The following is a 14,085-nucleotide window of genomic DNA, read 5'->3' as shown; positions in this document are numbered from 1 at the left end:
ATTTCTGGATCCGGGCCTGTGGAAAACGCCCGGTCGCGGGACACTCGCGGAAAACGCGAGCGGCTCCGGACGACTCAGAAGATGAGGACCAGCCGTCCCCGCACCCCGCCGGCCTCGAGCATGCGGTGCGCGTCGGCGGCCTGCTCGGCGGGGAACGTCCGCGCCACCCGGAGCGTCAGCACGCCGTCCTCCACCTGCTGGCGGAGCCGATCCAGGGCGGCCCGGTCCTCCGCCACCTTCCGCACCAGCGTCGGGAAGAAGCGCAGGTTCCGCTGCCCGTTGCCCCGGTAGCCGCGGACGGTCGCCACCGCTCCCCCGTCGCGTACGGCCGGCAGCACCAGCTCGTCCTGCACGGAACCGTCGGCCAGCCCGTCCACGCCCTCGGGGACGTGCTGGCGGATCCGGTCGGCGACGTCGTCCCCCCGCCGGACGACGACGTCGGCGCCGAGCCCGCGCACCAGCTCCTCGTCGGCCTCGGAGGCGTCGGCGATCACCGTGAGCCCGTCGGCCTTGGCCAGCTGGACCACGTATCCGCCGTACGCACCGGCCGCGCCGGTCACGGCCAGCACCTGGCCCGGCCGCAGGCCCATGAGGTCGAGGGACAACCGGGCGGTGAGCCCGTTCATGGGCAGCGTCGACGCCTCGACGGCGGTGGTGCCGGCCGGCGCCCGCACCACCGAGTTCGCCGACAGCACCTTGTCCTCCCGGTAGGCGCCGTACGGGCCGAATGGGACGACGATGCCCATGGCGAGGTCGCCGACGGCGAGGTGGTCGACCCCCTCCCCCAGCTCCGTCACCACTCCGGCGACGTCCATGCCCGGCACCCACGGCGGCGTCTTCACCGGATCGCGCTCGGCGTAGGCGCCGGAGCGGGCGTGGGTGTCGGTCGGGCTGACCGCAGCCGCCTGCACCCGGAGCCGCACCTGGCCCGGCCCGAGCGGCTCGGGGTCCACGTCGACGATGTGCAGGGCCTCCGGCCCGCCGAACTCGGTCACTCCGGCTGCGCGCATGCGTCCTGCCTACACCGCACCGGAGGCGGAAAGGCGGGCGGCCTGGGACCGGAGTGGTCCCGGGTCGCCGACGCCTCTCAGCCCTTCAGCCTGTAGGTCTTCAGCAGACCCCGGCTGATGATCGTCTTCTGGATCTCGCTGGTGCCCTCGCCGATGAGCAGGAACGGCGCCTCGCGCATGAGGCGCTCGATCTCGTACTCCTTGGAGTAGCCGTAGCCGCCGTGGATGCGGAACGACTGCGTGGTCACCTCGGCGCAGTACTCGCTGGCCAGGGTCTTGGCCATGCCCGACTCGACGTCGCTGCGCTTGCCGGCGTCCTTGAGGCGAGCGGCGTTGACCATCATCAGGTGCGCGGCTTCGACCTTGATCGCCATCTCGGCCAGCTGGAAGGCGATCGCCTGGTGCTGGGCGATCGGCTTGCCGAAGGTCTCCCGCTGCTGGGCGTAGGCGATGGCGAGCTCGAAGGCCCGGATGGAGATGCCGCAGGCGCGGGCCGCCACGTTGACCCGGCCGACCTCGACGCCGTCCATCATGTGCGCGAAGCCCTTGCCCGGGACGCCCCCGAGGATGTCGGTGTCCTCGGCCTGGTAGCCGTCGAACACCAGCTCGGTGGTGTCGACGCCCTTGTAGCCCATCTTGGCGAGCTTGCCGGGGATGGTGATCCCCGGCTTCACCTCGCCGAAGCCGGCCGGCTTCTCGACGAGGAAGGTCGTCAGGTTCTCGTGGGCCTTCTCGGCGCCCTCGTCGGTGCGCACGAGCGCGGCGACCAGGGTGGAGCTGCCGCCGTTGGTCAGCCACATCTTCTGGCCGTTGATCGTGTAGCCGCCGTCGGCGTTCTTCGTCGCCTTGGTGCGGATCGCGGCGACGTCGGAACCCAGACCCGGCTCGGACATCGAGAAGGCACCGCGCACCTCGCCGGTGGCCATGCGCGGGAGGTAGTACTCCTTCTGCTCCTGCGTGCCGTGCTGGCGCAGCAGGTAGGCCACGATGAAGTGGGTGTTGATGACGCCGGAGACGCTCATCCAGCCGCGGGCGATCTCCTCGACCACCAGCGCGTAGGTCAGCAGCGACTCACCGAGGCCGCCGTACTCCTCGGGGATCATCAGCCCGAAGATGCCGAGCTCCTTGAGCCCGTCGACGATCTCCTGCGGGTAGATGTCGCCGTGCTCGAGCTCCTGGGCGTGCGGGATGATCTCGCGGTCGACGAAGCTCCTGACCGTCGACAGGATCTCCTGCTGGATGTCGGTCAGATCAGCGGTCTGCGCCAGGCGCGTCATCGGTCTCCTCCGGGACTCCGGTGTCCGTTGTTACCGGGCAGTATGGGCCACGGTCGCGCGCAGCCCGGCGTGTGCCTGCTCACGCCCACCGACCCCGGCTGCCCCGGGAGAGGAGCCCGCAGTGACCACGCTCAGCACCGAGGAGCAGGCGATCGTCGCGGCGGTCCGCGACTTCGTCGACCGGGACGTACGGCCCGTCGTGCGGGAGCTCGAGCACGCCGACGTCTACCCCGAGGCGCTGATCGAGCGGATGAAGGAACTGGGCGTCTTCGGCCTGGCCGTGCCCGAGCCGTGGGGCGAGGCGCCGGTGTCGATGCCCTGCTACGCCCTGGTCACCGCCGAGCTGGCCCGGGGCTGGATGTCCCTGGCCGGGGCGATGGGTGGGCACACCGTCGTCGCCAAGCTGCTGGTCGCCCACGGCACCCAGGAGCAGAAGGACCGCTGGCTGCCCCGCATGGCCACCGGCGAGGTGCGCGCCACCATGGCGCTGACCGAGCCCGGCGGCGGATCGGACCTGCAGGCGATGACCACCACCGCCCGTCGGGACGGCGACGGGTACCTGGTGGACGGGGCCAAGACCTGGATCACCAACTCCCGGCGGTCGACCCTCATCGCGCTGCTGTGCAAGACCGATCCGACGGCGGAACCGCGCTCCGCGGGCATGTCGATCCTGCTGGTGGAGCACGGGCCGGGGCTCACCGTCTCCCGCGACCTGCCCAAGCTGGGCTACAAGGGCGTGGAGAGCTGCGAGCTGGTCTTCACCGACCACCGCGTGCCGGCGTCCGCACTGCTGGGCGGGGTCGAGGGCCGGGGCTTCGCCCAGATGATGAAGGGACTGGAGACCGGCCGGATCCAGGTGGCCGCCCGCGCCCTGGGCGTCGGCCAGGCCGCGTTCGACGACGCCCTCCGGTACGCCCAGGAGCGGGAGAGCTTCGGCAGACCGATCTGGCAGCACCAGTCCATCGGCAACTACCTCGCGGACATGGCCACCTCGCTCACCGCCGCCCGGCAGCTCGTCCTGTACGCCGCCGAGCGCGCCGAGACCGGCCAGCGGTGCGATATGGAGGCCGGGATGGCGAAGCTGTTCGCGTCCGAGACGGCGATGCAGGTGGCGCTGAACGCGGTGCGCATCCACGGCGGCTACGGCTACTCGACGGAGTTCGACGTCGAGCGCTACTTCCGCGACGCGCCGTTGATGATCATCGGTGAGGGCACCAACGAGATCCAGCGCACCGTCATCGCCCGCCAGCTGGTGGAGCGCGGCGGGACGGCCTGACCTCACCGGCGACGAGTTCCGCTCGCCCCCGCGGTCCAACCCGTCGACGACCACGGAGGTGTGCCCGGTGAGCCAGCTGCCCAGAGTTCAGAACTTCACCGTCTCGAGCGACGGTTTCGGTGCCGGCGAGCACCAGAGCCCGGAACGGCCGTTCGGCACTGCCGATCCCGGCCGGCTGATGGCCTGGCTGCTCGCCACCGCGAGCCTTCCCGACCGTGCCGAGCCCGGAGGCACCCGGGGTCTCGACGACCACCTGGTGCGCGACTTCGGCAACAACATCGGCGCGGAGATCATGGGCCGCAACAAGTTCGGCCCCCAGCGCGGCCCGTGGACGGACCACGACTGGGAGCGCTGGTGGGGCGACGAGCCGCCGTTCCACACGCCCGTGTTCGTGCTCACCCACCACGCGCGGCCGTCGTTCTCGCTGTCGGACACCACCTTCCACTTCGTGGACGGAGAGCCGACCGCGGTCCTGCGCCAGGCTTGCGACGCCGCCGAGGGCAAGGACGTCCGGCTCGGCGGCGGGGCCACGACGATTCGGCAGTTCCTCGACGCCGACCTCGTCGACACGCTGCACGTGGTCGTCGCGCCGCTGGAGATCGGCGCCGGGGCACGGCTGTGGCACTCCCCCGACGAACTGCTCGACCGCTTCCACCGCGACGTCGTCCCCAGTCCGAGCGGCGTCACCGACCACGTGTTCTGGCGGAAGTGATCAGCGCGGCGTGCCACCGCCCCCGCCAGGCAGGGGAACCGTTACCTGCGTTCTGCGGCTCGAGACGCAGGTAACGGTTCCCATGCCTGAGTGCGGATCAGCCTTCCGGCGGCGTGAAGGACGACGTGCGGGTCATGCCCGCGGCGCGGCCCTTGCCCGCGATGACCAGGGCCATCTTGCGGCTGGCCTCGTCGATCATCTCGTCGCCCAGCATCGCCGAGCCCTTCTTGCCACCGGCCTCCGACGTCGCCCAGTCGTAGGCGTCGAGGATCAGCTCGGCGTGGTCGTAGTCCTCCTGCGACGGCGCGTAGATCTCGTTCGCCGCGTCGATCTGGCCGGGGTGCAGCACCCACTTGCCGTCGAAGCCGAGCATCGCCGAGCGCTTGGCGACCTCCTCGAACGCGGGCACGTCGCGCACCTGCAGGAAGGGACCGTCGATCGCCTGGACGCCGCGGGCGCGGGCGGCCATGAGGATCTGCATGAGGATGTAGTGGAACGGGTCGCCCGGGTAGTCCGGGTGCAGGGCGCCGACGACCAGCGACTTCATGTTGATGCTGGCCATGAAGTCGGCCGGGCCGAAGATGATCGTCTCGATGCGGTCGCTGGCGAACGCGATGTCGTTGACGTTGATCAGGCCCTGCGCCGTCTCGATCTGCGCCTCGATGCCGATCCGGCCGATCTCCAGGCCGTTGGCCTTCTCGATCTGGGTCAGCAGCAGATCCAGCGCCTTGACCTGGGCGGCGTCCTGGACCTTCGGCAGCATGATGCAGTCGAGGTTCGCGCCGGCGCCGCCGACGACCTCCAGCACGTCCTGGAACGTCCACTCCGTCGTCCAGTCGTTGACGCGGACGGTGCGGATCTTCTCGCCCCAGCCGCCCTCGTTCAGCGCCGCGACGATGTTCTTCCGGGCGCCGGGCTTGGCCAGCGGCGCGCACGCGTCCTCGAGGTCGAGGAAGACCTGGTCGGCCGGCAGGCCCTTGGCCTTCTCCAGGAACCGGGGGTTGCTGCCCGGAACGGCGAGGTTGGAACGACGGGATCGGAGCTCGGCCACGGTGCCTCCGCTGGGTCAGTGGGTCGGTCAGCTACCGGAGAGTAGCCAGGCCCCTCCCGCGCCGCTGATCGCGAGCACCTGCCGACTGCGCAGTTGTGGTCGAGGACACGCGCCGACTCGCCGGATGGGGCGACCGGACCTGCGCACTCGGCGCTCAGGTGCCGGGTTCGACCAGCGTCGAGGGGCGGCCGGCGCGCACGACCAGGGCCACCCCCGCCACGACCAGCACCACCCCGGGCAGCGCCAGCAGCGGCGGCACCTGGCCCAGCAGGACGAGGGCGAACAGGAGCGCCCCGGGCACCTCGAGCAGGACGGCGAGGCTGACCACCGTCGGACCCACCGAGGAGAGCACCAGGTTCAGCAGCGTGTGTCCGAACAGCTGCGCGGCGACGGTGATCCCGGCGATCAGCCACCAGTCCCGCGCCTCGAAGCCGGCCAGCGGCACGTCGACCACCAGTGCGGAGACGGCGATGACCGCCGCGCACACCGAGTAGCAGACCACCGCGTACGCCGAGGTCGCCAACCGCTTCCGGGCCCGCGCCCCGGCCAGCACGTACCCGCCGGCGCAGATCGCCCCGAGGAGCGCCAGGCCGTCACCGACCAGGGCCTCGGTGCTCACCGTGACGTCCACGCCGACGATCAGGACGACGCCGGCGAAGGCCAGGAGCAGCCCCCACCACACCGCGGCCGGGAGCTGGACACCGGAGATGCGGGCAGCCAGCGCCGTCCAGATGGGTGTGGTGGTCACCAGCGCGATCGACGCCGCCACCGTCGTCATGGACAGGCTCGGCAACCACGCGGCGAAGTGCGCGGCGAGGAACAACCCGGCGGCGACGGAGCTGGTGAGGTCCCGCGGGCGCAGGCCGGTGAGCGTCGACCGCTCGCGGCTCAGGAGCACCGGCAGGAGCGCGGCGGCACCGGCGGCGTTGCGCCAGAAGGCCAGCCCGAGCATCGGCGCGGTGACCATCGCGGTCAGGGGCGCGGAGAGCGAGACCCCCACGACCGCGAGGCACAGCAGCCCCACGTCCCGGGGGCCCGGCCGGTGCAGCGCCCACGCCGCGGCAGCAGGCGCGGGCGCGCTCAGGAGGGCACCCGGATGCGACCGCTCGCCACCGGGACGACCGTCCCGCGGACGGTGGCCGCGACGGCGACGCCCCCGGCAGCCGTGACGGTGCACTCCAGCACCGACGGGCGGCCCATCGCCTCGCCCTGCCGGATCGTGTAGGACGACGTCCCCTCGCCGGTCAGCAGACCGCTCTCCACGAGCCAGACCCCGGCACCGAGGGCCGCCGAGCCGGTGGCCGGGTCCTCCCAGGCGTCCTCCTGGGCGAAGACGCGGGCGTAGGCGGTGGAGCTCGCGGCGTCCCAGGACAGCACCGACACGCCCTCACCCACGCCGAGGGACCCCAGCGCGGCCCTGTCCGGCACCGCGCGGTCGACCGCGTCCCGGGCGACGGACAGGTAGGAGAACGGCAGGCCGCAGCCGGCGAGCGCGACCGGCACCCCCGTGGTGTCCTCCGCGGTCAGACCCAACGCACGGGCCAGCTCCTCGGCGGCCGGGCCGTCCGCCAGCGTCGGCCGGCCGCCGGTCAGCGTCGCGCCGTCGCCGTCCACGGCGACGTCGAGGACGCCGGCGCCGCACTCCTGGCGCAGCGTGCCGGCGGCCAGCCGGCCGGTGCGCACCAACGTGTGGGCGGCGCCGACGCTCGGGTGCCCGGCGAACGGCAGCTCGGTGGCGGTCGTGAAGATCCGCACCCGATAGTCGGCGCCGGGCTCGGTCGGCGCGCAGAGGAACGACGTCTCCGACAGGTGGAACTCGTTCGCCAGCGCCTGGCACTGCTCGGTGCTCAGGTCGTCGGCGCCGAACACGACGGCGAGCGGATTGCCGGCGAACGCCCGCGGGGCGAACACGTCCACGATCTCGTAGTCCAGCGTTTCCCGGGCGGCCACGGGTGCGACGGTAACCTCAGCGCCCGGTGCCCCCGCGTGCGAGGTCACCGGAGCACACCGCACCCCGATCGAGGGGCCGACGAGCGCCGGCGAGGAGGGTCCGTGAGCACCGTGACCAGGGCCTATGTGTCCCGACTGGCGGGCCTGACCGTCTTCGACCCGAACGGCGACCGCGTCGGCAAGGTGCGCGACATCGTCATCGCGCTGCGCGTCGGCTCCGCCGCGCCCCGCGTCCTCGGCGTGGTGGTGGAGGTCGTGGCGCGCCGCCGGATCTTCGTGCCCATGGGCCGGGTGACCGCCATCGACCCGGGCGCCGTGATGCTGGCGTCGGGCACCCTGAACCTCAAGCGGTTCGAGCAGCGCGCCGGCGAGACGCTGGTGCTCGGCGAGCTGCTCGACCGGCAGGTCACGATCACCGAGTCCGGCCGCCCCGCGCACGTCGTCGACGCCGGCATGGAGCAGACCCGGACCGGCGACTGGGTGCTCTCCCGGCTGGCCGTGCAGGAGCCGGGCCGCATCGGCCGCCGTGGGCAGCTGCACCAGGTCGCCTGGGACGAGGTCACCGGGCTGGCCCTGCCGCAGACCGGCCAGGGCGCCGAGACGCTGATCGCCACCTACCGCGAGCTCAACGCCGCGGACATGGCGCACGCCCTGCAGGAGCTGCCCATCAAGCGCCGGCACGAGGTCGCCGAGGCCATGGACGACGAGCGGCTCGCCGACGTCCTCGGCGAGCTGCCGGAGGCCGAGCAGATCACCATCCTGGGCACGCTCGAGGAGAGCCGCGCCGCCGACGTCCTCGAGGAGATGGACCCCGACGACGCCGCCGACCTGCTGTCGGAGCTGTCCAACGTCGACCGTAACCGGCTGCTGGAGCTCATGGAGCCCGACGAGGCCGAGCCGGTGCGCCAGCTGCTCAAGTACTCCGAGGACACCGCCGGCGGCATCATGACCAGCGAGCCGGTGATCCTCGCGCCCGACGCGACCATCGCCGAGGCGCTGGCCCGGGTGCGCCAGGAGGAGCTCACGCCGTCGCTGGCCAGCCAGGTGTACGTGTGCCGCCCGCCGTCGGCGACGCCCACCGGCCGCTACCTGGGGCTCGCCCACATCCAGCGGCTGCTGCGCGAGCCGCCCTCGACGCTGGTGAGCGGGGTGCTGGACGACCTGGAGCCGCTGCGGCCGGAGGCGCCGCTGGCCGAGGTCACGCACTACTTCGCGACCTACAACCTCGTCGCGGCGCCGGTGGTCGACGACCAGGGCCGGCTCGTGGGCGCGGTCAGCGTCGACGACGTCCTGGACCACCTGCTGCCCGACGACTGGCGGGAGCGCTCGCGCCGTGGCTGACACCCCGCAGCGCCTCGACGTCCCCCGCGGCAGCTCCTCCCGGTTCGGTTTCCTGCGGTTCAACCCCGACGCCGTCGGCCAGTTCGCCGAGAGCATCGCCCGGTTCCTCGGCACCGGGCGCTTCCTCGCCGTCCAGACGCTCATCGTGCTGATCTGGATCGGGTTGAACGTCTTCGCCGTCAAGCTGCGGTGGGACCCCTACCCCTTCATCCTGCTCAACCTGGCCTTCTCCACCCAGGCCGCGTACGCCGCACCGCTGATCCTGCTGGCGCAGAACCGGCAGGCCGACCGCGACCGGGTGCAGGCCGAGGAGGACCGGGCGCGCGCCGCCCAGACGCGTGCCGACACCGAGTACGTGGCCCGCGAGCTGGCTGCCCTGCGCGTGGCGATCGGCGAGCTGGCGACCCGTGACTTCATCCGGGGCGAGCTGAACCGGATGAGCAGCGACGACGGCGACGAGCGGCGCGAGAAGCGGCGACGCGACCCCGTCAGCTGACGACGGCGGCCAGGAGCCGCAGCCCCAGCCCGGCGAGCACCGTCGCCGGGGCGAGGAACAGGCAGGCCCATCCCCGTGCGGCGGTGGAGCGAGGCAGGACGAGCACCAGCACACCGGTCACGAGGACGTCGGCGACCGCCTGGACCGGGTGGTCGCCGGCGTCGGGCACCGCTCCCCCGGCCAGCACGATGCCGGCGGCCAGCGCCCACACCGCGCCACGGGGCGGGCCGTGCCGGCTCATGGCCCACCGGGCTCCCATGGCCACCACCGCGACCGCCGTCGCCGACAGGACGAGCCAGACCGGCAGCAGGCGTGACCAGCCGAGACCGAGGACCAGCGCCGCCCAGGCGTAGTAGGCCACCGTCATCGAGGCGAAGAGGACCGCCGCCCGCGCCGCCGCGACGGGCAGCGAGGGCGCGAACCGGCCGATCAGCGCGACGACCAGCACCCAGGCGGCCGGGAAGCTGCCGATGTCCGCGGCCCACTGCCACCCCGACTCGTCAGCCGCCTTCGCCGCTGCCCCGGCCAGCACACCGGTGAAGGCGCTGAGCGGCAGCCGGCGGCGCTCAGCCGGTGACGACATGGACCAGCGCACCCGCCGCCCCGGCAAGGACCAGCACCACGATGAACGGGGCCCGCAGCGCCAGCGCCAGCGCCGCGACGGCGAGCCCGGCCAGCCTGCCGTCCACGACGAGCTCGTTCCCGCTGGTGACGACCTGGACGGCGACCAGCGCGGCGAGCAGGGCGGCCGGCACGAAGTCCACGATCCGCGCCACCCACGGCTGCTCCACCCATGCCGCGGGGACCGAGAGGCCGGCCAGCTTCAGCGCGTAGCAGCCCAGCGAGGCGACGACGACGGCGATCCAGACGGCGCTCACGCCGGCACCTCCCGCCGCGGACGCCCGGCCAGGGCGACCGCCGCTGCCGCGGCGATCACCTGCACGCCCGCCGGCACGAACGGCGTGAGCGCCAGAGCCACCACCGCTCCGCCCAGGGCCACCCTCCGTTGCACGACGTGCTCGGCGAAGCCGCGCCGCAGCCGGGGCCAGAGCAGGGCGAGGAAGGCCGCGGGGACCACGGAGTCGAGCGCCGCCTCCGCGGTGCCGCCCAGCCCTGAGGCGCCGAGCACCCCGACCAGCGTCATGGCGTTCCAGCCCAGGTAGATGCTGGCGCCGGTCGCCCAGAACGCCAGCCGCCCCGTCTCCCGGTCGGGGGCGGCCACCGCCATCGCCGTCGTCTCGTCGATCACCCAGTGCGCCGCGCCCGCCCGACGCAGCGGTCCGCGCGGGGCCAGCAGCGGCGCCATCCGCACGCCGTAGACGGTGTTGCGGGTACCGAGCAGCAGCGCGCTGCCCACGGCGGCCGCGGGGCTTCCCCCCGCGCCCAGGACGCCGACCAGCGCGAACTGGGACGCCCCGGTGAACATCAACACGGAGAGCACCATCGCCTGCCAGGCGTCCAGGCCAGCGGCGTCGGCCGAGGCACCGAACGCCACGCCGTAGAGGCCGACCGCCAGTCCGAGCCCGATCGAGTCGCGCACGGTGCGGGAACGGTCGGCGGGCACGCCGCCGACCCTAGGACCCCGTGCGTGCGCGGCAGATCACCCTCCGGCGGACGGCGAGGCCGGGGACCCGCCGTACAGTGGCAGACGACCTCAGTGCGCTGGTCGCCGTGCGCGGCGCCGGCCCGGGTCCCCCCGTCGAAGGAGACAGACACCGCATGTCCGACACGCTGACCGGTTCTCCGGCGCTCGATGCCATCACCGCCGCACTGGCCACCGTCCAGGACCCGGAGATCAACCGTCCGCTCACCGAGCTGGGCATGGTCAAGGACGTCCAGATCGGCGCCGACGGTGCCGTGCGCGTCGAGGTCTACCTGACCGTCGCCGGCTGCCCGATGCGCGAGACGATCACCAACCGGGTCACCCAGGCGGTGGGCGCCGTCCCCGGTGTGACCACCGTCCAGGTCGGTCTCGACGTCATGAGCGACGAGCAGCGCGCGGAGCTCCGCAAGACCGTCCGGGGCACCGACGCCGCGGACCCGGTCATCCCGTTCGCCCAGCCCGGCTCGCTGACCCGCGTCTACGCCGTCGCCTCGGGCAAGGGTGGCGTGGGCAAGTCCAGCGTCACGGTGAACCTGGCCGCGGCCCTGGCCAAGCGCGGGCTCTCCGTGGGTGTCGTGGACGCCGACATCTACGGCCACTCGGTACCGCGGATGCTCGGCGTGGACGACAAGCCCACCCAGGTCGACAACATGATCATGCCGCCGCAGTCGATGGGCGTGAAGGTCATCTCGATCGGCATGTTCACCCCGGGAAACACCCCGGTCGTCTGGCGTGGCCCGATGCTGCACCGCGCGCTGCAGCAGTTCCTGGCCGACGTGTGGTGGGGCGACCTGGACGTCCTGCTGCTCGACCTGCCCCCGGGCACCGGCGACGTCGCCATCTCCATCGCGCAGCTGCTGCCCAACGCCGAGATCCTCGTCGTGACGACGCCGCAGCTGGCCGCGGCCGAAGTGGCCGAGCGCGCCGGCGCCATCGCGACCCAGACCCACCAGCAGGTCGTCGGCGTCATCGAGAACATGAGCTGGCTGGAGCTGCCCGACGGCTCCCACATGGAGGTCTTCGGCTCCGGCGGCGGCGAGGCCGTGTCCGAGGCGCTCACCCGCACCCTGGGTGCCCGGGTGCCGCTGCTCGGCCAGATCCCGCTGGACACGCGGCTGCGGGAAGCCGGTGACGCCGGTGCGCCGATCGTGCTGGCCGACCCAGAGACCCCGGCCGCGAAGGCGCTGGAGAAGATCGCCGACGGGCTCGCCGTCCGTCAGCGCGGCCTGCAGGGCATGTCCTTGGGCCTCACTCCCGTAAGGAAGTAGTTTTCGCGTCGGCGAGCGGGGGCCGGAGGCTCCCCGAGCCGGGGCGAGCAGCACTGTGTCGCGACGAGCGGGGGGCCGGAGGCTCCCCGAGCCGGGGCGAGCAGCACTGTGTCGCGACGAGCGGGGGGCCGGAGGCTCCCCGAGGAGTGACGGCAGCGGCTCAGCGCAGCGGGGGACGGCACGTGGCCGCGGTGTCGTCCGGAGGACGACAGATCACGTCGCGTCGACGTCGAACGGCGGCGGGGTGCTGTGGTCGCGCGGACGCGCGGCGTCGCGCGCGGTCACGTTCCCGGCGGTGGCCGACAGGCCGGCCGAGCCCGTGGCGCTGCCGCGGTGGACGGTGGGGCCGTCGTCGGAGAGCAGCTGCTCGCGGATGAACGTGCGGGGGTGGTACTTCCGCAGGTCCAGGTCGCGCAGCTCGGCGAAGTCGTCACCCATCGAGTCGTGCATCTGCTCGCGGACGCCGGTGATGGCCGCTCGCACCTTCTTCAGTCCCGCGGCGGCGTCCTTGGCCAGGTGCGGCAGCCGGTCGGGACCGAAGATGAACAGCGCGGCGAGCGCGAGGACGATGATCTCGCCCCAGCCGATCGAGTCGAACACCGCCGCTCCTGTCCTCGAGGGCCGCACCGCACGGCCGTTCCCAGCCTAGAAGAAGGACCCCGTCCTCCCCGACCTTCGCACGCTCAGGCCGGGCCGGGCCCTGGACGGGGCCTAAGCGGGATCGAGCGTGGCCTGGACCGTCTGGGAGCTCCCGCCGCGGACGAACTCGATGGTGACCTCCTCGCCCGGCGTGCGGGCGTCCACCGCGACCACCAGCTCCTCCGAGCTCCCCACCGGGGTGTCGCCGACGGCGATGATGATGTCCTCCTCGCGGATTCCGGCGCGGGCCGCGGCGCTGCCGGGCTCCACGTTCAGCACCAGCGCACCGTCCCGGGCGCCGTCGGTGACCGACCGCGCGTTGACGCCCAGCGCCGCGTGCACCGCGGAGCCGGTCGAGATCAGCTGCTCGGAGATCCGCTTGACGGTGTCGATCGGGATGGCGAAGCCCAGGCCGATGGACCCACCGGCCCCCGTCGAGGCGATCGCGGTGTTGATGCCGACGAGGGCCCCGGAGGCGTCGACGAGTGCGCCGCCGGAGTTGCCCGGGTTGATCGGCGCGTCGGTCTGGACGGCGCTGATCACCGCGTTGGTGTCGGTGCCCTCGCCGGAGAGCCGCACGGGGCGGTCGAGCGCGCTGACGATGCCGCTGGTGACGGTGCCGGCCAGGCCGAGCGGCGAGCCGATGGCGACGACCGGGTCGCCGACGACGACGTCGTCGGAGCGGCCGAGCGAGGCGGTGACCAGTCCCGGCTTCTCCACCTTGATGACGGCGATGTCGCTGGCCGGGTCGCGGCCGACGATGCGCGCGGCCGACCCGCTGCCGTCGGAGAACACGGCGCGGATCTCGGCTCCCTCGACGTCGTCGGCGCCGGAGATGACGTGGTTGTTCGTGACGATGTAGCCGTTCGCGCCGTCGATGACCACGCCGGAACCGGTGGCGCCGGCCTGCCCGACCCGCACCTCGATGGAGACAACGGCGGGGATGACCGCCTCGGCGATCTCGGAGACCGAGCCCGGTTCGCGGGTGATCCCCGGATCGACCTGCGACAGGGTGGTGCCCGGTGCGTAGAGCGGGCTCTCGTCGGCGGTGCGGGTCAGGTACCAGCCGACCCCACCGGCCACGATCCCGACGAGCAGCAGGGCGAGGACGGCGAGCGTCGTCAGCCGGACGGAGAGGTCGCGCAGCCGCAGCTTGCGCCGCCCCTGGGCGTCGACGACGACGGGTCCGGGCTGCTCGTCCTCGTCGTCGTAGACGGCGGGCGCACCGAGCCTGGCGGGCGACGACGGGTCGCGCCAGGGATCGGTCCGGGCGTCGGTCTTCCACCAGGGGCCGCTGGACGTGCGGCGGCGCCCGGGCCGGCCCGACGGCGGGTCCTGCAGGCCACCCCGGCCCGGGGTGGGCGGGCCGCTGCCTCTGATACTTCTTACCCTCTGCCGTCGTTGACGAGACAGATTAGTCCGGTTGTAACCATATCAAAAAAAAAAAAAACAAACATCTATA

15 protein-coding genes are annotated in these 14,085 nt (G+C 72.8%); 5 read left to right on the top strand and 10 right to left on the bottom strand.

Going from position 1 to position 14,085, the window contains the following annotated elements; translation table 11 throughout:
* Nucleotides 1-74: 74 nt before the first annotated feature.
* Nucleotides 75-1,010, bottom strand: a complete 936-nt coding sequence (locus tag C5508_RS08400; RefSeq protein WP_104524494.1) for an NADP-dependent oxidoreductase — start codon at nucleotides 1,008-1,010, stop codon at nucleotides 75-77.
* Nucleotides 1,011-1,087: 77 nt separating this feature from the next.
* Nucleotides 1,088-2,287, bottom strand: coding sequence for an acyl-CoA dehydrogenase family protein (locus tag C5508_RS08395; protein WP_104524493.1), 1,200 nt, complete (start codon nucleotides 2,285-2,287; stop codon nucleotides 1,088-1,090).
* A 121-nt stretch (nucleotides 2,288-2,408) separates the two neighbouring features.
* Here C5508_RS08395 and C5508_RS08390 point away from each other — a divergent pair, with 121 nt between their 5' ends.
* Nucleotides 2,409-3,563, top strand: a complete 1,155-nt coding sequence (locus C5508_RS08390) for an acyl-CoA dehydrogenase family protein (protein WP_232797005.1) — start codon at nucleotides 2,409-2,411, stop codon at nucleotides 3,561-3,563.
* Nucleotides 3,564-3,630: 67 nt separating this feature from the next.
* Nucleotides 3,631-4,275 (top strand): dihydrofolate reductase family protein, encoded by a 645-nt coding sequence (locus C5508_RS08385; RefSeq protein WP_104524491.1) that lies wholly within the window; start codon nucleotides 3,631-3,633, stop codon nucleotides 4,273-4,275.
* Nucleotides 4,276-4,372: 97 nt separating this feature from the next.
* Here C5508_RS08385 and C5508_RS08380 read toward each other — a convergent pair whose 3' ends face one another.
* The 3 genes from C5508_RS08380 to C5508_RS08370 form a co-directional block, all read right to left on the bottom strand.
* Complete coding sequence (locus C5508_RS08380; RefSeq protein WP_104524490.1) at nucleotides 4,373-5,326, bottom strand: HpcH/HpaI aldolase/citrate lyase family protein; 954 nt, start codon at nucleotides 5,324-5,326, stop codon at nucleotides 4,373-4,375.
* 154 nt (nucleotides 5,327-5,480) lie between these two features.
* Nucleotides 5,481-6,350 (bottom strand): DMT family transporter, encoded by an 870-nt coding sequence (locus C5508_RS08375; protein ID WP_332872185.1) that lies wholly within the window; start codon nucleotides 6,348-6,350, stop codon nucleotides 5,481-5,483.
* Nucleotides 6,351-6,406: 56 nt separating this feature from the next.
* Nucleotides 6,407-7,276, bottom strand: coding sequence for a PhzF family phenazine biosynthesis protein (locus C5508_RS08370; protein ID WP_104524489.1), 870 nt, complete (start codon nucleotides 7,274-7,276; stop codon nucleotides 6,407-6,409).
* A gap of 102 nt (nucleotides 7,277-7,378) precedes the next feature.
* Between C5508_RS08370 and C5508_RS08365 the strand changes: the two genes are divergently transcribed.
* Both C5508_RS08365 and C5508_RS08360 read left to right on the top strand, forming a co-directional pair.
* Complete coding sequence (locus C5508_RS08365) at nucleotides 7,379-8,617, top strand: magnesium transporter MgtE N-terminal domain-containing protein (RefSeq protein ID WP_104524488.1); 1,239 nt, start codon at nucleotides 7,379-7,381, stop codon at nucleotides 8,615-8,617.
* On the top strand, nucleotides 8,610-9,113 hold the full coding sequence (locus tag C5508_RS08360; RefSeq protein ID WP_104524487.1) for a DUF1003 domain-containing protein: 504 nt from the start codon (nucleotides 8,610-8,612) through the stop codon (nucleotides 9,111-9,113). The genes C5508_RS08365 and C5508_RS08360 overlap by 8 nt, the downstream gene beginning before the upstream one ends.
* On the opposite strand, the gene C5508_RS08355 is transcribed toward C5508_RS08360, so the two are convergent.
* The 3 genes from C5508_RS08355 to C5508_RS08345 are packed head-to-tail and all read right to left on the bottom strand — an operon-like array spanning nucleotide 9,106 to nucleotide 10,677.
* Nucleotides 9,106-9,696 carry a hypothetical protein gene (locus C5508_RS08355; RefSeq protein WP_104524486.1) on the bottom strand — a complete coding sequence of 197 codons (591 nt, stop codon included), beginning with the start codon at nucleotides 9,694-9,696 and terminating at the stop codon, nucleotides 9,106-9,108. The two genes, C5508_RS08360 and C5508_RS08355, sit on opposite strands and share 8 nt — an antisense overlap.
* On the bottom strand, nucleotides 9,680-9,991 hold the full coding sequence (locus C5508_RS08350) for an AzlD domain-containing protein (RefSeq protein ID WP_104524485.1): 312 nt from the start codon (nucleotides 9,989-9,991) through the stop codon (nucleotides 9,680-9,682). Before C5508_RS08350 ends, C5508_RS08355 begins: the two co-directional genes overlap by 17 nt.
* Complete coding sequence (locus C5508_RS08345; protein ID WP_104524484.1) at nucleotides 9,988-10,677, bottom strand: AzlC family ABC transporter permease; 690 nt, start codon at nucleotides 10,675-10,677, stop codon at nucleotides 9,988-9,990. The genes C5508_RS08350 and C5508_RS08345 overlap by 4 nt, the downstream gene beginning before the upstream one ends.
* A gap of 155 nt (nucleotides 10,678-10,832) precedes the next feature.
* Between C5508_RS08345 and C5508_RS08340 the strand changes: the two genes are divergently transcribed.
* On the top strand, nucleotides 10,833-11,984 hold the full coding sequence (locus C5508_RS08340) for an Mrp/NBP35 family ATP-binding protein (protein ID WP_104524483.1): 1,152 nt from the start codon (nucleotides 10,833-10,835) through the stop codon (nucleotides 11,982-11,984).
* A gap of 213 nt (nucleotides 11,985-12,197) precedes the next feature.
* Here the strand turns inward: C5508_RS08340 and C5508_RS08335 are convergent, their stop codons facing one another.
* A complete protein-coding gene (locus C5508_RS08335) occupies nucleotides 12,198-12,584 on the bottom strand; it encodes a twin-arginine translocase TatA/TatE family subunit (protein ID WP_104524482.1) in 387 nt (128 codons plus the stop codon).
* Nucleotides 12,585-12,695: 111 nt separating this feature from the next.
* A complete protein-coding gene (locus C5508_RS08330; RefSeq protein WP_232797003.1) occupies nucleotides 12,696-13,706 on the bottom strand; it encodes a S1C family serine protease in 1,011 nt (336 codons plus the stop codon).
* Between the last annotated feature and the right edge of the window lie 379 nt (nucleotides 13,707-14,085).

The sequence above is a fragment of the Blastococcus atacamensis genome, from assembly GCF_002938425.1.
Taxonomy (GTDB): Bacteria; Actinomycetota; Actinomycetes; order Mycobacteriales; family Geodermatophilaceae; genus Blastococcus; species Blastococcus atacamensis.
This window is presented reverse-complemented; position numbering and strand designations above follow the sequence as displayed.

Coding starts and splice junctions, on each gene's coding strand:
- C5508_RS08340 (WP_104524483.1), top strand. CDS start 10,833: ATGTCCGACACGCTGACCGGTTCTCCGGCGCTCGATGCCATCACCGCC.
- C5508_RS08395 (WP_104524493.1), bottom strand. CDS start 2,287: ATGACGCGCCTGGCGCAGACCGCTGATCTGACCGACATCCAGCAGGAG.
- C5508_RS08400 (WP_104524494.1), bottom strand. CDS start 1,010: ATGCGCGCAGCCGGAGTGACCGAGTTCGGCGGGCCGGAGGCCCTGCAC.
- C5508_RS08355 (WP_104524486.1), bottom strand. CDS start 9,696: ATGTCGTCACCGGCTGAGCGCCGCCGGCTGCCGCTCAGCGCCTTCACC.